The organism is Variovorax paradoxus (genome assembly GCF_030815855.1).
Taxonomy (GTDB): Bacteria; Pseudomonadota; Gammaproteobacteria; order Burkholderiales; family Burkholderiaceae_C; genus Variovorax; species Variovorax paradoxus_M.
Genome location: NZ_JAUSXG010000001.1, coordinates 2,467,851 through 2,489,162 on the forward strand (window position 1 = coordinate 2,467,851; position 21,312 = coordinate 2,489,162).

Genomic DNA, 21,312 nt, shown 5'->3' on the forward strand with positions numbered 1-21,312 from the left:
CGTAGAACGGCGAAGGCTTCATGCCGCCCTGCTCGTCGAATCCAAGAAACGCCTTCGCCAGGCAGGTCCTGGACCTTCGGATGGCTCTCCGGTGCGTCTGCGCCGGCAGAAGTTTGTCAGCAGCGGGAACCTGGAAAAGTGGTCTGGTCGACGTTTGGAAGCTCAGGATTCATACCAACCGCGCGATGCATTCACCACCTTCACAACCGCCAACATGACCGGGACTTCGATGAGCACGCCCACGACGGTCGCCAGCGCGGCGCCCGAGTGGAAGCCGAAGAGACTGATGGCGGCAGCCACGGCCAGCTCGAAGAAGTTGGAAGCGCCGATCAGCGCAGAGGGGCACGCAATGCTGTGCTTCTCGCCCACCTTGCGGTTGAGCCAGTAGGCCAAGCCCGAGTTGAAGACCACCTGAATCAGGATCGGCACGCCCAGCATGGCGATGACAAGCGGCTGATCGATGACGGCTTTTCCCTGGAATGCAAAGAGCAGCACGAGCGTCAACAGCAGCGCTGCGATCGACCACGGGCCGATGCGGTGCATCACGCGCTCGAAGGCGGCAGGACCCGCCCTCAGCAGCTGCCGGCGCCAGAGCTGCGCGAAGATCACCGGCAGGACGATGTAGAGCACCACCGAGGTGATGAGCGTGTCCCAGGGCACGGTGATCGCGGACATGCCAAGCAGCAAGGCCACGATCGGCGCGAAGGCAAACACCATGATGGTGTCGTTCAGGGCCACCTGGGACAGCGTGAACACAGGGTCGCCGCCGGTCAGCCGGCTCCAGACAAAGACCATGGCGGTGCATGGCGCGGCCGCCAGCAGGATGAGCCCGGCGACGTAGCTGTCCAGCTGCTCGGCAGGCAGGTAACCTGCAAAGACCTGGCGCACGAAGAGCCACGCCAGGAGCGCCATCGAGAAAGGCTTCACGGCCCAGTTGATGAAGAGCGTGACGCCGATCCCACGCCAATGGTTCTTGACGTTCGCGAGAGCTGCGAAGTCGACCCGCAACAGCATCGGGATGATCATCACCCAGATGAGCACGCCGACGGGAATGTTGACCCGGGCGACCTCGAGCCGGCCGACCGCCTGAAACACGCCGGGCAGCAGCTGCCCGAGCGCGATGCCGATCCCGATGCACAGGAACACCCAGACGGTCAGATAGCGCTCGAAGACGCTCATGGAAGCCACGCGTGCAGGCTTGCTGTCGATCACGGCGCTCATGGAGTTTTTTCAGTTCGAGGAAATGCGCTGCAGATGAGCCTGCAGCGCGTCGTTGCTCATCTCTTCCAAGCCGTCGAGCTGGACCAGCTGGAGCATGCGGTAGGCAAGGGCCTGGCGCGTCAACTCGAAGGCCTGCCGCTTTGCCTCTTCACCGCCGGGTGCATTGGAAGGATCCGGGTATCCCCAGTGCACTTTGACTGGGGTACCCGGCCAGTAGGGGCAGACCTCCTGAGCGGCGCTGTCGCACACCGTGATGACGGCCCGCATTGGAGGCGCGTCTGCCACTGCGAACTCGTCCCAGCTCTTGCTGCGGTAGCTGGAGATGTCGACGCCGGCCGCGTGCAGCGCTTCGATCGCGAAGGGGTTGATGCGTCCGCTCGGGCTGCTGCCGGCGCTGAAGGCCCTGACGTCCTTGCCGAGCTTTTTCGCCCAGTGGTTCAACATGCCCTCGGAGAGCACGCTGCGCGCCGAGTTGTGGGTGCAGAGAATGAGGATGTTCGTCGTCACTTGGGCTTTTCGATCTCGCGAGCTTTGTGCTGGATGGCCATACGCTCCAGCTTGGACATTGGCAGGGAAGATGCGGAAGCTGGCTGGCGAGCTCAGCGGGCGCAGCAAGCGTTCTTCGAGAGGCCCAGCTGTTCGGCAGCTTTCGTGGCCAGGCCTTGAACCTGCTGGCTGACCTGGTCGCGTCGCTGGCCGAAGATCCTGGATGCATCCATTGTTCTGTAGTGCTCCCAAGCCAGGCCTTGCGGATCAGTGACCCAGTGCTTCTCGCTCTTGGCGTAGCAGCAGACCGTGTCCCCCTCGTCAAATAGAGTGCTGTCAGCCGCGCTGGCGCGGCGCTTCAGGTCGGCCAGCTCTTCCTCGCTCTCGGCCTGGAAGCCGAGGTGATCAACCCCTTTGCCTCGGCTGACGGTGGAAATTGCAAAGTTGACGCGGGGATCTTCCAGCATCCATTTCGCATAGTCGGGCTCGAGCCGAGCGGGCTCCGCGTCGAAGAGCTTGGAATAGAAATCGACGCTCTTGGAGAGGTCGTCAACATGCAGGTGAACGTGAAAGCGCTTCATGGGTGATCTCCTTCAGGGTGAACAAACCTTGGCGCCATTGGCGGTGAGGCAGGCCTCGCCCTGGCAGCAGTTTTCAGTGAGGTAGCCGAGCAGTGCGTTCATTTGGTCGAAGGCGGCGCGGTAAATCAGATTGCGCCCCTGCCGCTCCTGCGAGACCAGGCCCGCATGCGTCAGCTCCTTCAGGTGGAACGACAGGCTGGTGGCGGGCACGCCGATTGCGTCGACGAGGGCGCCGGGCGTCAATCCACCAGGCCCGGCGACGACCAGGCAGCGAAAGACCTGCAGTCGGACGGGCTGCGCCAGCGCAGCAAGGGATCGGACAACGTCGTTTTCTTCCATGATTCGACAATATTCGAATAATCGAAGAAATGCAAGAGCGGCAGCTGGTCTTGTTGCCGCTGGAGACTTCGTTCAACGGCCCCAAGTGGCGGTTCTCGTTTGTCAGGCGACTGGCGTCGCGACCTCGCGCAACGCCACCTGCTGTGCGAGTCATAGGGCCAACTGCGTCAAGGCCCAGGCCACAGCACCCAGCTGTGCCACGTTGAGCATCATCCCGGCGATGTGAAGCCGGCGGAACTGGAAGATCGACGCGTCGATGGCCGGGATCGTGTGACGCAGGACGTCCATTCGCGGGATGATGATCCATCGGCGCAGCGCGTACGCCAAGGTTGCGATGACAGCCATGCCAAGGGCGAATGCAGGCTTGCCGGACCAGGCGAAGCTGAGAGCTGCAGCGCCCGCCGTCAGTACCACAGCAAGGTAATAGACGTTGAACAGGCTCCGGATGAAGTGCGAATCCAGCGGAGTGTCATGCTTGAGCACCAGCAGGGGCAGCGAGCCCATCATGAAAAACCCCATCCAGACGAGCAAGAGGACCGTCGCGATGAGCGCAATGACAATGGAAAGCATCTGAACCCTCCGCGTCTCGAAGCATACCCGGAGCCAAGTCGCTGATTCGACTGAGCAGGCACAGGTCTCGGGCCCTCATGCGGCCTGCTTCCACTCCCGCGGCGACAGGCCGCTTTGCGCCTTGAAAGCGCGCGACAACGCGGCTTCGCTCCCGTAGCCGACCTCTTGCGCAATGAGCTTGAGCGGACGCCCCTGACGCAATGCCTGCTGCGCGAGGCCGACGCGCCAGCGTTGCAGGTACACCCCCGGCGTGCATCCCACGGTGTCGCGGAACTGGATGGCGAACACGCTGCGCGACATGCCTGCTTCGGCGGCCAGCGCGTCGAGCGTCCATTCGAGCGCCGGCTTCTCATGCATGGCCACCACGGCGTTGCGCAACCGCGGATGCGAGAGTCCCGCGAGCAGGCCGGAGCGGGTTTGCCCCTTTTCCATCAGGTGCCTGAGCACCTGGATGAGCACCACGTCGAACAGGCGGTTCAGCAGCACCTGCTTGCCGCAGCGCTGCTCGAAGGCTTCTTCGAACAGCAGCTCCAGCACGCCCTCGGTGCCGTCGATTTCTTCCAGCGGCAGGCAGACGAACGCGGGCAACGCAGCCAGGATCGGGTTCGCGGCGCCACCTTCGAACTGCAGGTGCGCACAGGCAAAGTCCGCGCCGTGCACGTCGTTGGTGATGAACCTGTGCGCCATCGGCCGCGGGTACATCAGAAGGCTGGGCCGCTCGATGCGCAGCACCTCCGCGCCGCCGTGGCTCACGCCCACCTCTCCGCGGCGCACCAGGTGCAGCTGGCCGGTGGCGCCCTCCCCGTCGAGGTCGTTGATTCCGCACAGCGCGCCGGTATGGAACACCCGCGCGCTCACGGAAAAGTGCGTCAGCAGGGCTTCGAGCCGATCAGGCATGAAATACTCCAAGTCAAGTTATCAGGACTTTTTATCACCAATCGTTTCACCACGCAGCTAAAGTTCGTTCTGTCGATTCCGACCTGAAACCTCAACCCGAATCAAAGGAAAGAAACATGAACGCGTACCTTCCCCGCCTGAGCCGCATCTTCGCCGTGGCCGCGCTGGCTGTTGCGGCCAATACCGTGTTCGCCGCCGACAAATCGGCCGTTCGCCAGCCGGCGCCCGCGGTTGCCAAGACCGCCAGCTACATCACCACCAAGGACGGCGTGCAGCTCTACTACAAGGACTGGGGGCCTAGGAACGGCCAGGTCGTGACCTTCAGCCACGGCTGGCCGCTGAATTCGGACAGCTGGGAATCGCAGATGATTTTCCTCGCCTCGAAGGGCTACCGCGTGATTGCGCATGACCGCCGCGGCCATGGCCGCTCGAGCCAGCCCTGGGAAGGCAACGACATGGACCACTACGCCGACGACCTGGCGACGGTGATCAACACGCTGGGTGTGAAGGACGTGACGCTGGTCGGCTTCTCCACCGGCGGCGGTGAGGTGGCGCGCTACATCGGCCGCTACGGCACCGGCCGCGTCAAGAAGGCGGCGCTGGTGAGCGCGGTTCCGCCGCAGATGCTGAAGACCGACAAGAACCCGGGCGGCCTCCCCATCGAGGTGTTCGACGGCATCCGCAAGGGCGAGTTGGAGAACCGCTCGCAGCTGTATCTCGACATTGCCTCGGGCCCGTTCTTCGGCTTCAACCGGCCGGGCGCGAAGGTGTCGCAGGGCTCCATCCAGTCGTTCTGGGCGCAGGGCATGCAGGCCGGCCACAAGAACACGTACGACTCGATCGCGGCGTTCTCGGCCACCGACTTCACCGAAGACCTGAAGCGCTTCGACGTGCCGACCCTGGTCGTGCATGGCGACGACGACCAGATCGTGCCGATCGATGCCTCTGGCCGGGCTTCCGCCAAGCTGATCAAGAACGCCAAGCTGATCGTCTATGCGGGCGCACCGCACGGGCTCGCCGACACGCACAAGGACCGGCTCAACAACGACCTGCTGAACTTCATCAAGGAATAAGCAGGCGCGGCGCAGAAATCAAATTCACGCGCCGAACCAATCAAAGCAGGGATGCCGGGTCCTGCCATGGGAGCTGCCCGAGCGGCAAGCCCCAATGCGCAAAAACCTAGCCCAATGTCCGGGCGCCCGGTGGGGCGCCGGACCCAGGCGCCTACTTCTGCGTGTTGCCGGCCGGTGCGGCCTCTCGGCTTTTTTCCTTGTCCTTGTCCTGCTGCGCCTTCGGCAGCTTGACCTTGGTCACGGTCACGGACACCGGGTCGCTGGCGGGGAAGGACTCCTCGACGCCGCTGTCCAGGGCCTCTTCGCTGGGCGCCTGCTCCACTGGCTTTGCCGTTTCGACCGGCGGTTTTCCGTGGTTCTTGGAGGTGGGAAAGGGGAAAGCTTTTTCCGAAGTCATAGGGGGCTCCTCGGCCAGGCAAGCCGCTAGGGCTTGCGCGGCTCCTTGTTGGTTTCCGAGCGGAAGTTTTCCCGCAACCCGTAGGCCGCGGAACCGTCGTGGCGCGATGCCTCCGCGTTCTTGCGCTTGCCCGCCATGCGTTCGGTGGGCGCCGGTGCCGAGTCTTGCTCTCCGGCGGCGGAGGAACTGCCGGTGAACTTTTCTCCCGCGCCGATGTTGTCCACCCCGCCGTCGGTCGTTGGCCGGGTTCCGTCGCCTGAACCCAGGCTTCCGGGTGTCCTGCTCATAGGTCTGCCTCCTGTTTCCTGTTCGCTCGAGAGCAAAGGTAGAAGAAGGAATCGATTCTGAGAGCGCTCCGGAACATCGACGTAGGACGGCGCCAGCGTCCCTTAGTCGGAAGCATCCTCGCCTCCGGGGGCTTTTTACATTGTTGAATGTGTCCCGGAATCCGGTTTTGCCGACGCGCAACACCTCGCCCGTCGCGTCTGAATAGATCGGCATCCGATGCCCCTATTGACATTCGAGTGTGATAAATTCACATTTATAACAATATGACACATTCATTGACCGGCCAATCTGAATGACAAAGCACTCGTTTTCGCGCAAACGCAATGGCTTCACATTGATCGAGGTGATGATCACGGTCGCGATCGTTGCGATCCTGGCTTCCATCGCGTACCCCAGCTACGGGCGCTACATCATTCGAGCCAAGCGCTCCGCGGCCCAGGCGCAAATGATGGACATCGCCAACCGGCAGCAGCAGTTTCTGCTGGCCAACCGCATTTACGCGGACAAGACAACCCTGACCGCCAGCGGCTACTCCCTGCCTGCCGAGGTTGCAGCCAACTATGGCTACACGATCACCCTCTCGGACCCGACTGCTCCTCCCGCATTTCTGCTGACCTTCAGCCCCACGGGAAACCAGCAGGCGGACGGGGACCTGACGCTCGACCACACAGGCGCGAAAACGCCGGCGGACAAATGGTGACGTCCCGCCCCCCAGCCGGACGCGGCCGCATGCAACGCGGCGCCACGCTGCTCGAAGTGCTGGTCACGCTGCTGATCGTCTCCTTCGGACTGTTCGGCCTCGTGGGCCTGCAGGCCCGCCTGCAGTCGTCCGAAATGGAGTCCTATCAGCGTTCGCAGGCGCTGATCCTGCTTAACGACATGGCGAGCCGCATCGCGATCAATCGCCGCGTGGCTTCGAGCTACGTCACCACCGCGCCGCTGGGCGCCGGGGCCACCTGCCCCGCCAGCACCGGGTCGCGCCAGCAGGTGGACGCCGGCGAATGGTGCAACGCGCTGCAGGGCGCGGCCGAAACCTCGGGCACCACCAAGCTCGGCGCCATGATCGGTGGGCGGGGTTGCGTGGAAGACCTGGGCAACAACGAATACCTGATCACCGTCGCCTGGCAGGGCCTCGTGCCCATCGCCGCACCCCCGGAAGGCGTGGCCTGCGGCAAAGACGCGTACGACGTGGCCCCCACCGCAACAACGCCAAGCCCGCAGTGCACCGCCGACAGGTGCCGCCGGACCGTGACGACGCTGGTGCGCATCGGGGTGCTTTCATGAGGCGGGCGCGCCCCGCGCCCGGAGTTTGCCGGTCTGCTCGTGCATCGCTGCGCCAGCGCGGCCTGACGCTGATCGAGCTGATGGTGTCGGTCACCATCATGCTGATCGTGCTGGCGGCGCTGATTGCGCTGTTCCTGAATGTGAACAGTACCCAGCGCGAAATGGTCAAGGTCAACCGCCAGATCGAGAGCGGCCGGCTCAGCGTCTTCGTGCTGGAAAACGAGGTTTCGCACGCGGGCTTCTGGGAAAACTACATGCCCGAGTTCGACGACCTCACGGTGTCGGCCGTACCCGCCAAGGTGCCTACCGGCGCCGCGCCCGATCCATGCCTTCCCTATTCGGCGGCCACATGGACCGAAGACTACAAGCGCAGCCTGCTCGACGTGCCCGTACAGGCCTACGACGCCGTGCCGGCCAGCTGCGCCGCGCTGCTGACCAACAAGAAAGCCAACACCGACGTGCTGGTGGTGCGCCATGCCGAAACCTGCGTGGCGGGCATGCCGAACTGCGAAGCCGACGCGCTGGGCAAGCTGTATTTCCAGTCGTCGTTCTGCGGTACTCAGAAGCCGTCTGATTTCGACCTCAGCACGGCCGGCTTCGCCACCATGCTGGCCAAGAACTGCACGGCGCCGTCGCCCAAGCGCAAGTTCATTTCCGACATCTACTATGTGCGCGACTACGCGGAAACGGTCGGCGACGGCATACCGACGCTGGCGCGGTCGCGCTTCGACCTCTCGGCCACCGGGCTGGGTCAGCAGCCGCCGGTGCCGCTCATCGAAGGTGTCGAAGGCTTCCGCGTGGAGCTGGGCCTGGACACGCTGAGCAAGACCGGAGCAGCCGTGAACTACACCCAGGCGATCTCCTGGGCCGATGCGACCAACCGATCGACACCCACCAACCGCGGCGACGGAAGCCCCGACGGCAACTTCGTTCATTGCAGCACGGCGTCGCCCTGCACCGCCGACCAGCTGATCAACGTCGCCTCGCTCAAGCTCTATGTGGTCGCACGCAGCCTGGAAATTTCTCCGGGCCATACCGATGCGCGCACCTACAACCTGGGGAGCACGACGCTCGGCCCCTTCAACGACCACTACAAGCGGCATGCGTTCACCACCGCGGTGCGCCTGACCAACGTGACCGGCCGCAGGGAAACGCCGTGAAGATGACATCCACACACCCCTTGCGCCGGCAAGGCGGCGCGGCGTTGATCGTCGGGTTGATCATGCTGGTGCTCATCACGCTGGCCGTCACGGCGGGGTTCACCCTCAGCAACACCAACCTCAAGTCGGTCGGCAACATGCAGAACCGGAACGAGGCCGTGGCCGCAGCCAACCGCGCCATCGAGGAAGTGGCGGCCTCGCTGCTGCTGCCGGGCGTCGACGGCTCGCCTTCGCTGGCCATGCCGCAACGCACCGAGAGCCGGGTCGACATCAACAACGACGGCACCATCGACTACACGGTAGAGATCGCCGCGCCCACCTGCGTGCGCGCCACGAAGTCCACCGACACCGGCGGCGGCGGCACCGCCGGCCCCGGCGGCATCGGCGGAAACTCTTCCAGCAGTGGCTCGGGCCTCAATGCCCTGCCCGACCAATACAACTCGGTGTGGGACATCAGCACCACGGTGACCGATGCCAAAACCGGTGCGTCCACCGCGGTGCGCCAGGGCGTGCGAGCGCTGCTGAACAAAGCGCAGTTCGAAGCGCTGTGCTCGTAGCACGCGCCATCCTCCGAATGATCACGACGACGAACGGATCGACATCATGAAAAAGAACTTCTTCCGGCCGCTCTGGGCCGCCGCGCTGCTGATGCTCAGCCTGTCCGCGGCTCAGGCGGAAGACATCGATCTGTTCGTCGGCTACAACCAGACCGTGGCGGACGCACCGAACGTGCTGTTCGTGGTGGACAACACCGCCAACTGGACTCCGATGTTCGCCGCCGAGATGAACGCGCTGGCCAGCGCGTTCGAGAGCCTGCCCACGGGCAAGTTCAAGGTCGGCGTGATGATGTTCAGCGAAACGGGCGGAGGCAACTCGAACGTCGACGGCGCCTACCTGCGCGCCGGCGTGCGCCTGATGGACGACGCCACCAAGGCCAAGTACGGCACGATGATCCGCAACCTCGACGTCAGCGCCGACAAGTCCAACGGCGGCAAGGCCGGCAAGATGATGGCGGAGGTGTACCGCTACCTGGCCGGCCAGGCGCCAATGGCCGGCAACAACAAGCTGAAGGCCGACTACACGGGCAATGTCTCCACCTACGGCAGCGGCAAGAACGAGTCCGCCGGTTCGGTGGCTTCCCGGGCGATCTGGGCGCTTCCCGGCAATCCGCTGAATGCATTCGGCGGCACCACCTACAACGCGCCCAACACCGCGAACTGCATCGGCACCTACGTCATCTACATCAGCAACGGCGCCGCGCAGGACAACAGCAGCGACACCACGACGTCCACCAATGCGCTGCGTACGGCCGGAGGCACCACCACCACCATTCCGCTGAGCCCGAGCGGCTCGCAGGACAACGTGGCCGACGAATGGGCCAAGTTCCTGCAGAGCAGCATGGGCGTGAAGGTCTACACGGTCGAAACAGCGACGGCCTCCGGCGGCCAGGGTCCCGGCTGGAGCGCGCTGCTCAAGAGCATGGCGGGCCAGAGCAAGGGTGAGTACTATGACCTCAGCGCCAAGGTCGACCTGGGCCTGGCGCTCAAGGAGGCGCTCGACGACATCTTCAGCAAGATCCAGTCGGTCAACAGCGTGTTCTCGTCGGTGAGCCTGCCCGTGAGCGTGAACACGCAGGGCACCTACCTGAACCAGGTGTTCGTGGGCATGTTCCGCCCCGACGATTCCGCCTATCCGCGCTGGAACGGCAACCTCAAGCAATACAAGCTCGGGCTCGACAGCAGCAACCAGCTGATCCTGCAGGACGCGGCCGGCGCCAACGCCATCAACAACCAGACCGGCTTCATTGCGCCCTGCGCACGAAGTTTCTGGACACCCGCGCCGAGCGACACCGATGCGTACTGGAGCTTCCGGCCCGCGGGCGACTGCCTTGGCAAGGAGGCGGCCGAAAGCCCGGACGGCAACGTGGTCGAAAAAGGCGCGCAGGGCTACATGCTGCGGCAGGTGCTCACGGCCGACCGCAACGTCCAGACCTGTGCACCGGGCAACTGCTCGATCCTGACAAGCTTCAGCACCGGCAATACGGCCGGCATCACCGCGGCAGCCCTGGGCGCACAAAGCGACGCCGAACGTGCCACGCTGATCGAATGGCTGCGCGGCCTGGACAACAAGGGCGACGAGCGGACCGATTCGACCGGCAAGCCCCTGACCTCCACGACCGCCATGCGGCCTTCGGTGCACGGCGACGTGGTGCATTCGCGCCCCGTGGCCATCAACTACGGCACCGATGCCGCCCCGCAGGTGGTGGTGTTCTACGGTGCCAACGACGGCGTGCTGCGCGCCGTCAACGGCAACCAGAGCGCGGCCATCGGCTCGGCGGCGCCCGGCAGCGAGTTGTGGGCTTTCGTGCCGCCGGAGTTCTACGGCAGCATCAAGCGGCTGTACGCCAACACCACGCGCATCAGTTTTCCCGGTGTGCCAGTGAGCGTGGGCGCTACAGCTCCCAAGCCCTATGGCATGGACGGCGCCATGGCGGCCTACCGCCAGGGTACGTCGGCGTGGCTCTACGCGAGCATGCGCCGCGGCGGCCGCCTGGTGTATGCCTTCGATGTGTCGAACCCCACGGCGCCCATTCTGAAATGGCGCAGGGGCTGCCCGAACCAGGACAACGATGTCGGTTGCGATACCGGCGCGAACGACATGAGCGGCATCGGCCAGACCTGGTCGGCTCCCAAGATCGTGAAATCGGCCGGCTATGGCGCCGGCAGCACGCCCATGGTGATGTTCGGCGGCGGCTACGACAAGTGCGAAGACGTCGACACCACCGACCCGACCAAGGCATGCGGCACGGCCGCCAAGGGCAACAAGGTCTACGTGCTCGACGCCAGCACCGGCGACGTCCTGAAGACCTTCACCACCGACCGTGCGGTGACCGGCGAAGTGACCATCGTGAACGACAGCGCGGGCCTGGCCAAGATCGCCTATGCGGCCGACCTGGGCGGCAACGTCTACCGCATTGCCATAGGCGCTGCCGCACCGGGCAGTTGGACGATGACCAAGATCGCCTCGCTCGGCTGCGCCACGACGACCGCCACCTGCACGCCCAACCGCAAGTTCATGTTCGGCCCCGATGTGGTCGAAGACAACGGCCTCTACGTGCTGCTGCTGGGCTCTGGCGACCGCGAAAAGCCGCTGCGGTCCTATGCCGCTGCGCTTGGCGTCTCCAACCGCTTCTACATGATGGTGGACAAGCCCGCCGACGCCACTTGGCTCACCAGCGAATCCAGCAACTGCGACGGCAACTCGCTGCTGTGCCACGGATCCCTGCTGGCCATCACCGGCACCGATGCGCCTACGCCCACCGCACTGGCGGCCAAGAAAGGCTGGTACCTGGTGCTCGCGGCCGGCGAACAGGTGGTGACTTCGTCGGTCACGGCCTACGGCAACACGACCTTCAATACCCACACGCCCACCAACCCGGCCGTGAGCCAGTCGTGCCGAGCCGACCTGGGGACCGCCAACGTCTACAACCTGTCGTACCTCAACGCCACGGGGCAGAACGGCGCCCGCTTCCAGAACGTGGTCGGCGGCGGCCTTGCGCCCTCGCCCGTGGTCGGCCGGGTCATGGTGGGCGACACCTTCCGCGACGTGGTGATCGGCGCCAACCCCGATTCGTTCCTGAGCCCGAAGGGCGCGGCGGTCAAGACCGCCTTCACGCAGCCCAAGGGCCGCGTCTACTGGTTCATCCAGAAGTAAGGTGCGCAAGGTGCGGATAACGAAGGGCATGCGCGCACGCGGCTTCACGCTCGTCGAGCTGATGGTCACCATCGTAGTGCTGGTGGTGCTGGTGTCGGTGGCCGTGCCCTCCTTCGACAACATCCGGCTTTCGAGCCGCTTGACCTCCTACTCGACCGATCTCGTGGCCGGCAGCCAGCTGGCCCGGAGCGAAGCCATCAAGCGCAATGCGGCGGTGACGCTGTGCGCCTCGTCCAACGGCACGGCCTGCGCCACCAACGGCCAGTGGGAAGCCGGCTGGATCGTCATCAGCAACGGCGGGCAAGTCATCCAGAAGCAGCCCGCCACCGCCAGCGGCTACCAGATGCGCGACAGCGGCGGCCTCAGCGCCCTCTCCTTCGAGGCCACCGGGGTGGGCGGTACCGCGGCCAACATCACGATCTGCCGGGCCACTCCCCTGGGTAACCAGGAGCGGGTGGTCAAGATCAGTGCCACGGGACGCTCCTCGATCACGCGAACCAACGCAGGCAGCTGCGGTGCGTGAGTGAGTGAGGTCTTTTTTGTGCGATCCTCGGCGACGCGGACAATAGTGCACTAATGCAGCCTTCAGGACTGCCAGTTCACGCCGCTTTTCGGCCGTCGCATCAGTAAATACGCTTCATTTCATGGAACACCAGTTGGACTGGGCACTTGCCGCCTGCGCCCGCATCCTGCGGCCGGTGGTGAGGCTCGCCCTGGCCATGGGGGTGAAGCATCCGCACCTGGAAGTCTTGCTGCGCGACCTGCTGCTGGAAGAAGCCAAGCGCTCCTGGCGCAAGCAGGGCGTGTCAAAGCCGAACATCAGCCAGCTGTCGGTCACGACCGGGCTGAACCGCAAGGCCGTGACGGCCAAGGTTCGCGAAACCGTCGACGCCCTGCCCCACACCGAAATATCAGCCGCGGCGAAGACCTTCACGCTGTGGTTGCAGATGGTGTCGGAAAACCATGCCTACCAGCGGCTGCCGATCACCGCCGACGGCGAGGACATGCCCTCGTTCGAAACCGTGGCCAGGCTCGGCAGCCGCGGCAATGTGCACCACCGCACCATCCTCGACGAGCTGGTGCGCCTGAACATGGCGGCCGAGCAGAACGGCTGCGCCGAGCTCAAGGTCGACGGCTTCGTGCCCGAGGGCGACCTGCAGTCGATGCTGGCGTTTCTGGGCGACAACGGCCGCGACCACCTGCTGGCCGCGGTGTCCAACACCCTCGGCGAGCAGCCCCGCATGCTCGAGCGCGCGGTGTTTGCGCGCGGCCTGGAGCTGGAAGATTGCGAAAATATCCATCAACTGGTGCGCGAACGCTGGTCCGCACTGCACCATGAACTGGCGGGCGAGATGACGCGCGCCGTCGACCGGGCTCCGAGCGGCGCCAAAGGGCGCATCCGGGTTGGCATCTACACGTATTATGAAGACGACGCGGCGCCGCTGGTGCCAGGCGTCGCCCCCCAGCGGGAAGAGAAGACACCATGAAAAATCACTGCCGATGGATGCGCGGCATCCTCTTTGCAGGAGCCATCGCCTTGCTGCTCTCGTGCGGGGGCGGGGGCGGTGGTGGAGGTTCCGCAAGCAGCGTGGGCGTTGGCAGCGGCACCGCCGCGGGCAGTTCGGGCGACAACTCGGCCGGTACGGGCACGGGTGGTGGTAGCGGCACAGGCACCGCGGGCGGAGCCGATGGTTCGGGTGGCACCGGCAGCACTGGCAGCGCGGGCGGCACGAGCGGTGGCACCGACGGCACGAGCACGGCCGGCAATGGCAGCGGCGACGGCGTGGGATCGGGCGGCACCGGCGTGAGCACGGCCGACGCGACCGGCGTCGGCTCCGTGGGTGGGCTGGGCAGCATCATCTTGAACGGCGTGCGGTACAAGACCTACCCGGAAGCCCCTGATGGCATCGCCCCCGCCAATTTCAGTCTCGAAGACACCAGCGAGCTGCAGATCGGCATGAGCGTGCGCATTGCCGGCAAGATCGACAGCGAGTTCACCGCCGCGACGGCGCAGCAGGTCGTTTCGGCTGCCGAATTGCGCGGTGCGGTGTCGACCATCAATGTCGGGGCCGGCAGCTTCGTGGTGATGGGCACCACCGTCTCTACCGACAACGCGACCGTGTGGAGTGGCGCGACCGGCCTGACGGACATCGTGGCCGGCAGCGTGGTGCAGGTCTGGGGCCTGCCCTCCGCACCGGGCACCTTGCGTGCCACGCGCGTCGAACTGAAGCCCACCTCCTCCGAGCCGCTGGTGACCGGATTCGCGCAGAACCTCGATACGCTGAGCAAGAGCTTCACGCTCGGCCAACTCACGGTTCACTATGACAACGCCGCGTTCTCGGGCGGCATCGATGAATCCACACTGGCGGGCGCCCTCGTTCGCTTGCGCGGCAGCGTGGCGCCGGTCGCGGGAGTGTTCAACGCGACCAAGGTCCAGGGCTGGTATGCGGTGCCCAAGCAGAACGCCGCCGCGGTGCAGCTGGCGGGTGTCATCACCGACTACAGCGGGCTCGCCGCCCCGTTCAAGATTCTGGGGACGACAGTCGATGCATCCAATGCACGCGTCACCGGCGGTCTTCCGACGTCGATCGGCAACGGCGTCAAGGTGGAAGTCGACGGCTTCATGAGCAACGGCATTCTGGTCGTGAAAAAGCTGCGCATCCGCAACGTCCCGGGCGTCGGCGGGCCGGTCGACTTCACGCTGATAGGCGCCATCGGCGGTTATCAGTCGCCCTCGGACTTCAAGGTGCAAGGCCGTCAGGTGAACGCCGGGCGCCCCGGAACAGTCTTCGAGAACGGCACCGCTGTCGATCTGGCCAACGGCCGCCGCGTGACCGTGGTCGGTGACACGGTCGAGAACGGCGTGCTGATCGCGAAGCGCGTCACCTTCGCGCCCTGAGAACCGTCTGCGGGCCACCTCGTCTATAGCCCACCGGTCCGCGCTTTCTCGCCTGCCAAGGCAACGAGCGCAGACCACTGTTCCGCGGTATCCGCCCTCCGCGCAGATGGAAGTTTGTGTAACTACAGCGTCGGTCCGTTGCCCGAGCCCGCATCCCTCTCGCAATCACGGCATTCTGTGAATGCGTGTTCCCGTCCGGCATGGCCGTTCTGGAACATCCATTTGCGAAAGGATCGAGATGAACCCTGACATTCAACTCAGGCACGAGGTCTTTGCCCAACTGAACTGGGACCCGGCGGTGTGCAGCTGCGACATCGACGTGCGCGTGACGGACGGCGTGGTCACCTTGCATGGCAGGCTCGCCAGCGAAGGATTGAAGACCGCCGTCGAGCGTGTCGTGCGCCGCGCCGAAGGCGTCACGCTGATCGTCAACCGGCTGACCACGGTGGATCGCTCGAACGACCGCTGAGCCCGCGAAGGAACGGAGCCTCAGGCAGCCTGCATCGACCCCGCGCCGAGGGCGTCGTTCTCCGCGTCGCTGAGCCAGCGCCGCTTGTCGCGCATGGGCGGTGCGCCGAACATGCGGCCGTACTCGCGGGCGAATTGCGACGGGCTTTCGTAGCCCACGCTGTGCGCCGCGCTCGCCACGTCGGCACCGGCCATCAGCATCTGGCGGCGCGCCTCCTGCAGGCGCAGCTGCTTCTGGTACTGCAGCGGGCTCATGGCGGTGACGGCCTTGAAATGGTGGTGGAACGACGACACGCTCATGTGCACCGCGCGGGCCATGTCTTCGATGCGCAGCGACTGCGCATAGTTGACGCGCAGCGCGCTGATGGCCTTGGCGATGCGCTGCGTGTGGCTGTCCTGCAGCGCAATCTGCCGCAGCCGCGCGCCCTCGCCGTTCACCAGCAGGCGGTACATGATCTCGCGCTTGATGAGCGGCGCCATGATCGGCACGTCCTCCGGCATTTCGACCAGCCGCAGCAGCCGCAGCACCGGCTCCAGCACCGGCATGGCGATGCGGTTGACATACATGCCGCGCGACGCGGGCGCATTGGCTTTCGCGGGCAGCTTCTCGTCGCCGATGAGTTCGCCGATTTCGTCGAGCGCCAGTTCCAGCCGCACGCCGAGGTAGGGCTCGTTGTCGCTCGTCAGGCGCACCTGGCCGCACACCGGCAGGTCGACCGAGGTCACCAGGTAGTGCATCGGGTCGTACACATAGATGTCGTCACCCACGATGATCCGCTTGGAACCCTGCGCGATCAGCCCGAGCGCCGGGGTCGCGAAGGCGTGCTTGGGACCGTCGGGCTTGCTGATGCAGAACACCTGCAGGCCGGCCACCGGCGTTTCCACGGTGCCGTCCCGGCCGCGCGTGATGCGGTTGATCAGCGCCACCAGCTCCTTCCTGGCGTCGTCGAGTTCGGGGTCCAGCGGCATCGGCTGGGCAATGGCGGCAGCGATTTCGGGTGCTTCTTCGGACATGTTCTGGGCCTTGTCAGGGGTTGGGTTCGCCGGGCTGCACCGCAGCGGCGGGGAGCCTGGAGGATCGGGTGGTTCAAAGCTTAGCGCCGCACCAACGAATCTGCACGGGCCGGACGGGAGTTCTGGAGAAATAGGCAAAGACTTTGCAGAAACGCGCTCGCCATGCCCGGCGCCGCGGCCGGATACTTTTGAAGCCGCCACGGGCTACAGCCCGCTTCAGGCGCCATCCACGCAAAGGACCTTTTCCATGCAATACCGCAGATTCGGCCGCACCGGCCTGTTCGTTTCCGAGCTCTGCCTCGGCACCATGACTTTCGGCGGCTCCAGCGGCATCTGGGGCCAGATCGGCAATCTCCAGCAGGCCGAGGCCGAAAGCCTGGTCGGCCGGGCGCTGGACGCCGGCATCAACTTCATCGATACCGCCGACGTGTACTCCGAAGGCCTTTCGGAAAACATGACCGGCCAGGCACTGAAGAACCTCAAGGTGCCGCGCGAAAACGTCGTGGTCGCCACCAAGGTGTTCGGCGAAACCGGCAAGAGCCCGAACGCCGCCGGCGCCTCGCGCTATCACGTCATGGACGGCGTGAAGGCCAGCCTCAAGCGCCTGCAGCTGGACCACATCGACCTGTACCAGATCCACGGCTTCGACCCGGTCACGCCCATCGAGGAAACGGTGCGCGCGCTGGACAACCTGGTGCAGCAAGGCCACGTGCGCTATGTGGGTGTGTCGAACTGGGCGGCCTGGCAGATCATGAAGGCACTGGGCATTGCCGAGCGCCAGGGCCTTGCGCGTTTCGAATCGCTGCAGGCCTACTACACCGTCGCGGGCCGCGACCTGGAGCGCGAGCTGGCGCCGATGCTGCAGAGCGAAAGCCTCGGCCTGATGGTCTGGAGCCCGCTGGCGGGCGGCCTGCTGAGTGGCAAGTACGGACGTCATATCGACGTGGGGGAGGCCGAAAAAGGCAGCCGCCGCACCAGCTTCGACTTTCCGCCCGTGAACGTCGATCGCGCCTATGACTGCATCGACGCGATGCGCCAGTTGGCCGAGGCGCGCAAGGTGTCGGTGGCGCAGATCGCCCTGGCGTGGCTGTTGCACCAGCCGGTGGTGACCAGCGTGATCATCGGCGCCAAGCGCGTCGAGCAACTGGACGACAACATCGCCGCCACCGCGATCCGGCTCTCCGCCGAGGAATTGGCCCTGCTCGACAAGGTAAGCGCGCTGCCCTCCGAATACCCGGGCTGGATGCTCGAACGCCAGGGCGGCGCACGGGCGAAGCGCCTCGCCGAATCAGGCCAGCACGGCTGAGGAGTCGAATCGGGCCAGCGCGGCCGACCGGTGATGCGCAGCGTGGGCCGCGGTGGCACGCAACGCGCGCAGGTCGAGGTGCCGCGCCGCGCTTGCCGCACAAGGCTCGGCCAGGTGCGGCACCACGCCGAGCAAGGGCGCCCCGAGACGGCCGCGCAGCGTCTGCAGATTGGCCTCGGGTCCCAGCATGCCAGGCTCAATGACGCTCGCGATCCATCCCGCCAGCACGAGACCGCGCGCGCGAATGGCTTCCGCCGTGAGCAGCGCGTGGTTCAGGCAACCGAGCCGCAGCCCGACCACGAGGATCACCGGCAGGCCCAGTGCGACGGCGAGGTCGGCGCTGTCCAGGTCGTCGCCGAACGGCACGCAGAACCCGCCCACACCTTCGACGACCACCGCGTCGGCGCGCTGCGACAACGCCGCGAAGGCCGACAGCAGCGGCGGCAACTCGATGCGCACGCCCTCTTCCCTCGCCGCCAGGTGCGGCGACATCGGCGCACGCAGCAGGTAGGGGCAGCGCAAGGCCAAAGGCGCATCGACATTGCCCGCCGCGCGCAGCTGCTCGACGTCATCGTTGCGCCACTCGCCGTCGACCCATTCCAGGCCCGCAGCCACCGGCTTCATGCCGACCGCCCGCTGGCCCGATCCGGCCAGCAGGCTCAGCATCGCGCTGCTGACCAGCGTCTTGCCGACGCCCGTGTCGGTACCCGTGACGAACCAGCGGCGGGGCGCCATGGGTGCACCCTGGGCGCTGCGCGCGCTCATGCAGCCTCCTTCCAGGGCTGTGCCAATGCTTCGCCCAACGCATCGACCAGCCGCGCGACATCGGCCTCGCTGTGGCTGGCCGACAGCGTGATCCGCAGCCGCGCGGTGCCTGCGGGCACCGTCGGCGGGCGGATCGCGCCGACACGCAAGCCATGAACGTCGAGCTGCGCCATCGTCTGCATCGCACGCGCGTTGTCGCCGACGATCAGCGGCTGGATCGCGGTGGGTGAATCGGGCAGCCAGGCGCTGCCGTCCGGCGGGAGGATCGCTTTCAGGCCCCGGCGCAATTGGGCGATGCGCATCTTCAATTGCGCACGGCGCGCGTCGCCTTCCTCGCCTTCGATCAGCGCGAGGCTCGCGAGCAGCGCGTGCGCGATGGCCGGCGGCGCCGCGGTGGTGAAGATGTAGGGCCGCGCCCGCTGCACGAGGTAGTCGACGACGGTGCGGTGCGCCGCCACGAACGCGCCCGACACGCCCGCCGCCTTGCCCAGTGTGCCGACGAGCACCAACCGCTCCGAGCGCAGCGCCATGGCCTGCAGCACGCCCCGGCCGGTGTCGCCGAGCACGCCGAAGCCATGCGCGTCGTCCAGCACGAGCCAGGCGTCGTGGCGCTCGGCCAGGGCGAGCAGTTCGCCCACGGGCGCAATGTTGCCGTCCATGCTGAAGACCGCGTCGCTCACGATCAGCTTGACCGGCGCATCGCAGGCCGCGAGCTGCGCATCGAGCGCCGCCACGTCGCAGTGCGGATAGCGCTCGACGCGCGCCTTGGCCAGCCGCGCACCGTCGATCAGCGACGCGTGGTTGAGCGACTCGGAAAAGATCACCGCCTCCGCACCGCCGAGCGCCGACAGCACCGCCAGGTTGGCCATGTAGCCCGTGCAGAAGAACAGGCTCCGCGCCTCGGGGACGAACGGTGCCATCCATCCGGCCAGCCGCTCCTCGAGCTCCGCGTGCGCACGCGAATGGCCGAGGATCAGGTGCGACCCGCCGCTGCCCGTGCCGTAGCGCGCCGCGCCTTCGGCCAGTGCGGCCGCCAGCGCCGGATGCGCGGCGAGGCCCAGGTAGTCGTTGCTGCTGAAGCCGAGCATGGTGCGCTGCTCGGCCGCACCCGCCAGCGTCAGGGATTGCCGGGGTGCGCAGGCCGTCTCGGCGATCTGCCGGCGGCGGCGCAGCGACTGGGCATCGAGCGCCGTGATTTCGTCCTGCAGGCGTTCAAGCAAGCGCAGCATCGCGGCCTCCTTCTGCATGGCTGGAAGCGGTGACGGCCTCCAGCGTGCCCAGCGTGCCGTCGACCAGCCGGTCGATGTCGCCGTCGCTTATCGCATAGGGCGGCATGAGGTAGACCGTCGCACCGATCGGGCGCATCAGCAGTCCGTTCGCCCGTGCGGCCAGGTGAAAGCGCTCCGCGAAGCGGGCACCGGGCTCGCGCACGTCGAAGGCCGTGATCATTCCGCGCTGGCGCAAATGATCGACGGGCAGGCCGCGGAGCCCTTCGCGCAGCCGGCCGATCAACCGTTCGGCGCGGGCGCGGTTGCGCCGCAGCGCGTCCTCGCGCTCGAACAGGTCGAGCGTTGCGAGCGCCGCACGGCAGGCGAGCGCGTTGCCGGTGTAGGAATGGGAATGCAGAAAGCTGCGCGCCACGTCGTCGTCCACGAAGCCTTCGTAGATGGCATCGCGCGTCATCACCAGCGCCAGCGGCAGGTAGCCGCCGCTGATGCCTTTGGACAGGCAAAGGAAATCGGGCCAAATCTCGGCCTGCTCGCACGCGAAGAAACTGCCGGTGCGCCCGCATCCCACTGCAATTTCGTCGGCGATGAGGTGCACGCCGTAGCGGTCGCACAGCGCGCGCACGAGGCGCAGGTATTCGGGGTCGTGCATCGCCATGCCGGTGGCGCATTGCACCAGCGGCTCGACGATCACGGCCGCAATCGATGCATGCCGTTCGGCCAGCAGTGCTTCGAGTTCGCCGGCGGCGCGCCGCGCCACGTCCACCGCGTCCTCGCCCGGCAGCGCGGCCCGTGCATCGGGCGACGCAACGAGGTGCGCATTCGCAAGCAGCGGCGCGTAGGCGTCGCGGAACACCGGCACGTCGGTCACATGCAACGCCCCCAGCGTTTCGCCGTGGTAGCCATGCCGCAGCGCGACGAAGTTCTGCTTGCCGCTGCGGCCCGCATTGCGCCATGCGTGAAAGCTCATCTTCAGCGCGATCTCCACCGCCGAAGCGCCATCGGAGGCGTAGAAGCAATGGCCCAGCGCATGGTCGGTCAAAGCGGCAAGCCGCTCGGCCAGCTCGACGGCCGGCGCATGCGTGCAGCCGGCGAGCATCACATGCGAGAGCGTGTCGAGCTGGTCCTTCAGCGCGGCGTTGATGGCCGGATGGGCATGGCCGAAGAGGTTGACCCACCACGAACTCGTTGCGTCCAGATAGCGGCGCCCGTCGTGGTCGAACAGCCAGACGCCCTCGCCCCGTGCGATCGGCAACGGCGGCACCGCTTCGAGCCGGATGCTCTGGGTGCACGGATGCCATACGTGGCGCCGGCTGCGCTGCTGCCAGTCGGCGTTTTTCGACGGCGCAGGTGTCGGGTGGGAAGCAATCGTTGGCGGCATCCGCGTAATCCTGTGGGGCAAGGCGCGGGATCGTATCGACGGCAACCCGCCGCGGCAAACCGCCGGCGCGGATGCGAGATGCCCCTGGTTTGGACGACGTTCGCCGTTGAAGCCTGCCGGTTCAAACCAGGCTCGCGCAACAGGCCGGCATCGCGTTCAGAGAGCGTGCCGGGTCATGGATGCAAGTTGTCTTGCTGACGATAAAGATAGTTGCGGAGTGTCGAGCGTCCGCCGGTCCGACGG

Annotated in this window: 23 protein-coding genes; 11 read left to right on the forward strand and 12 right to left on the reverse strand. The window is 66.0% G+C overall.

Translation table 11 applies throughout. The features are described from left to right. Positions 1-162 precede the first annotated feature (162 nt). From arsB to QFZ42_RS11550, 6 genes are all read right to left on the reverse strand, one after another. On the reverse strand, positions 163-1,221 hold the full coding sequence (gene arsB / locus QFZ42_RS11525; protein ID WP_307701078.1) for an ACR3 family arsenite efflux transporter: 1,059 nt from the start codon (positions 1,219-1,221) through the stop codon (positions 163-165). A gap of 9 nt (positions 1,222-1,230) precedes the next feature. Next, positions 1,231-1,728: an arsenate reductase ArsC gene (locus tag QFZ42_RS11530; RefSeq protein ID WP_307701079.1), complete on the reverse strand. Its 498-nt coding sequence runs from the start codon at positions 1,726-1,728 to the stop codon at positions 1,231-1,233. A gap of 92 nt (positions 1,729-1,820) precedes the next feature. Continuing rightward, positions 1,821-2,288 carry an ArsI/CadI family heavy metal resistance metalloenzyme gene (locus QFZ42_RS11535; protein ID WP_307701080.1) on the reverse strand — a complete coding sequence of 156 codons (468 nt, stop codon included), beginning with the start codon at positions 2,286-2,288 and terminating at the stop codon, positions 1,821-1,823. Between the two features lie 12 nt (positions 2,289-2,300). Continuing rightward, positions 2,301-2,627: an ArsR/SmtB family transcription factor gene (locus QFZ42_RS11540; RefSeq protein WP_307701081.1), complete on the reverse strand. Its 327-nt coding sequence runs from the start codon at positions 2,625-2,627 to the stop codon at positions 2,301-2,303. A gap of 150 nt (positions 2,628-2,777) precedes the next feature. Further along, positions 2,778-3,197: a hypothetical protein gene (locus tag QFZ42_RS11545; RefSeq protein WP_307701082.1), complete on the reverse strand. Its 420-nt coding sequence runs from the start codon at positions 3,195-3,197 to the stop codon at positions 2,778-2,780. A 75-nt stretch (positions 3,198-3,272) separates the two neighbouring features. Continuing rightward, positions 3,273-4,094: an AraC family transcriptional regulator gene (locus QFZ42_RS11550; RefSeq protein WP_307701083.1), complete on the reverse strand. Its 822-nt coding sequence runs from the start codon at positions 4,092-4,094 to the stop codon at positions 3,273-3,275. Between the two features lie 116 nt (positions 4,095-4,210). Between QFZ42_RS11550 and QFZ42_RS11555 the strand changes: the two genes are divergently transcribed. Further along, positions 4,211-5,167: an alpha/beta fold hydrolase gene (locus tag QFZ42_RS11555; RefSeq protein WP_307701084.1), complete on the forward strand. Its 957-nt coding sequence runs from the start codon at positions 4,211-4,213 to the stop codon at positions 5,165-5,167. A gap of 151 nt (positions 5,168-5,318) precedes the next feature. On the opposite strand, the gene QFZ42_RS11560 is transcribed toward QFZ42_RS11555, so the two are convergent. Further along, a complete protein-coding gene (locus QFZ42_RS11560) occupies positions 5,319-5,564 on the reverse strand; it encodes a hypothetical protein (RefSeq protein WP_307701085.1) in 246 nt (81 codons plus the stop codon). A 26-nt stretch (positions 5,565-5,590) separates the two neighbouring features. After that, entirely contained in the window at positions 5,591-5,851 is a 261-nt protein-coding gene (locus tag QFZ42_RS11565; protein ID WP_307701086.1) for a hypothetical protein, read from the reverse strand. Between the two features lie 293 nt (positions 5,852-6,144). Between QFZ42_RS11565 and QFZ42_RS11570 the strand changes: the two genes are divergently transcribed. From QFZ42_RS11570 to QFZ42_RS11610, 9 genes are all read left to right on the forward strand, one after another. Then, positions 6,145-6,552: a type IV pilin protein gene (locus QFZ42_RS11570; protein WP_307701087.1), complete on the forward strand. Its 408-nt coding sequence runs from the start codon at positions 6,145-6,147 to the stop codon at positions 6,550-6,552. Between the two features lie 29 nt (positions 6,553-6,581). Further along, positions 6,582-7,136, forward strand: a complete 555-nt coding sequence (locus QFZ42_RS11575; protein ID WP_307701088.1) for a pilus assembly protein — start codon at positions 6,582-6,584, stop codon at positions 7,134-7,136. Next, on the forward strand, positions 7,133-8,296 hold the full coding sequence (locus QFZ42_RS11580) for a PilW family protein (RefSeq protein WP_307701089.1): 1,164 nt from the start codon (positions 7,133-7,135) through the stop codon (positions 8,294-8,296). The genes QFZ42_RS11575 and QFZ42_RS11580 overlap by 4 nt, the downstream gene beginning before the upstream one ends. 2 nt (positions 8,297-8,298) lie before the next feature. Continuing rightward, the gene (locus tag QFZ42_RS11585; protein ID WP_307704217.1) at positions 8,299-8,853 is read left to right on the forward strand and encodes a pilus assembly PilX family protein; all 555 of its coding nucleotides are present in this window, start codon (positions 8,299-8,301) and stop codon (positions 8,851-8,853) included. 46 nt (positions 8,854-8,899) lie between these two features. Further along, positions 8,900-12,010, forward strand: coding sequence for a pilus assembly protein (locus QFZ42_RS11590; protein WP_307701090.1), 3,111 nt, complete (start codon positions 8,900-8,902; stop codon positions 12,008-12,010). A gap of 28 nt (positions 12,011-12,038) precedes the next feature. Then, positions 12,039-12,533 (forward strand): GspH/FimT family pseudopilin, encoded by a 495-nt coding sequence (locus tag QFZ42_RS11595; RefSeq protein WP_307701091.1) that lies wholly within the window; start codon positions 12,039-12,041, stop codon positions 12,531-12,533. Between the two features lie 121 nt (positions 12,534-12,654). Continuing rightward, positions 12,655-13,497 carry a DUF6502 family protein gene (locus QFZ42_RS11600; protein WP_307701092.1) on the forward strand — a complete coding sequence of 281 codons (843 nt, stop codon included), beginning with the start codon at positions 12,655-12,657 and terminating at the stop codon, positions 13,495-13,497. Further along, positions 13,494-14,909, forward strand: coding sequence for a DUF5666 domain-containing protein (locus QFZ42_RS11605; RefSeq protein ID WP_307701093.1), 1,416 nt, complete (start codon positions 13,494-13,496; stop codon positions 14,907-14,909). Before QFZ42_RS11600 ends, QFZ42_RS11605 begins: the two co-directional genes overlap by 4 nt. A 238-nt stretch (positions 14,910-15,147) precedes the next feature. Next, positions 15,148-15,378, forward strand: coding sequence for a BON domain-containing protein (locus tag QFZ42_RS11610; RefSeq protein ID WP_307701094.1), 231 nt, complete (start codon positions 15,148-15,150; stop codon positions 15,376-15,378). 20 nt (positions 15,379-15,398) lie between these two features. Here the strand turns inward: QFZ42_RS11610 and QFZ42_RS11615 are convergent, their stop codons facing one another. Then, positions 15,399-16,391, reverse strand: a complete 993-nt coding sequence (locus tag QFZ42_RS11615) for an AraC family transcriptional regulator (protein WP_307701095.1) — start codon at positions 16,389-16,391, stop codon at positions 15,399-15,401. A 247-nt stretch (positions 16,392-16,638) separates the two neighbouring features. Here QFZ42_RS11615 and QFZ42_RS11620 point away from each other — a divergent pair, with 247 nt between their 5' ends. Then, entirely contained in the window at positions 16,639-17,697 is a 1,059-nt protein-coding gene (locus tag QFZ42_RS11620; protein WP_307701096.1) for an aldo/keto reductase, read from the forward strand. Here QFZ42_RS11620 and bioD read toward each other — a convergent pair. From bioD to bioA, 3 genes are read right to left on the reverse strand one after another with little or no spacing between them, the layout of a single operon-like run. Next, complete coding sequence (gene bioD, locus QFZ42_RS11625; protein ID WP_307701097.1) at positions 17,680-18,462, reverse strand: dethiobiotin synthase; 783 nt, start codon at positions 18,460-18,462, stop codon at positions 17,680-17,682. The genes QFZ42_RS11620 and bioD overlap by 18 nt on opposite strands. Beyond that, entirely contained in the window at positions 18,459-19,691 is a 1,233-nt protein-coding gene (gene bioF / locus QFZ42_RS11630; protein ID WP_307701098.1) for an 8-amino-7-oxononanoate synthase, read from the reverse strand. Before bioF ends, bioD begins: the two co-directional genes overlap by 4 nt. Beyond that, entirely contained in the window at positions 19,675-21,069 is a 1,395-nt protein-coding gene (gene bioA, locus QFZ42_RS11635; RefSeq protein WP_307701099.1) for an adenosylmethionine--8-amino-7-oxononanoate transaminase, read from the reverse strand. The genes bioF and bioA overlap by 17 nt, the downstream gene beginning before the upstream one ends. Positions 21,070-21,312 lie beyond the last annotated feature (243 nt).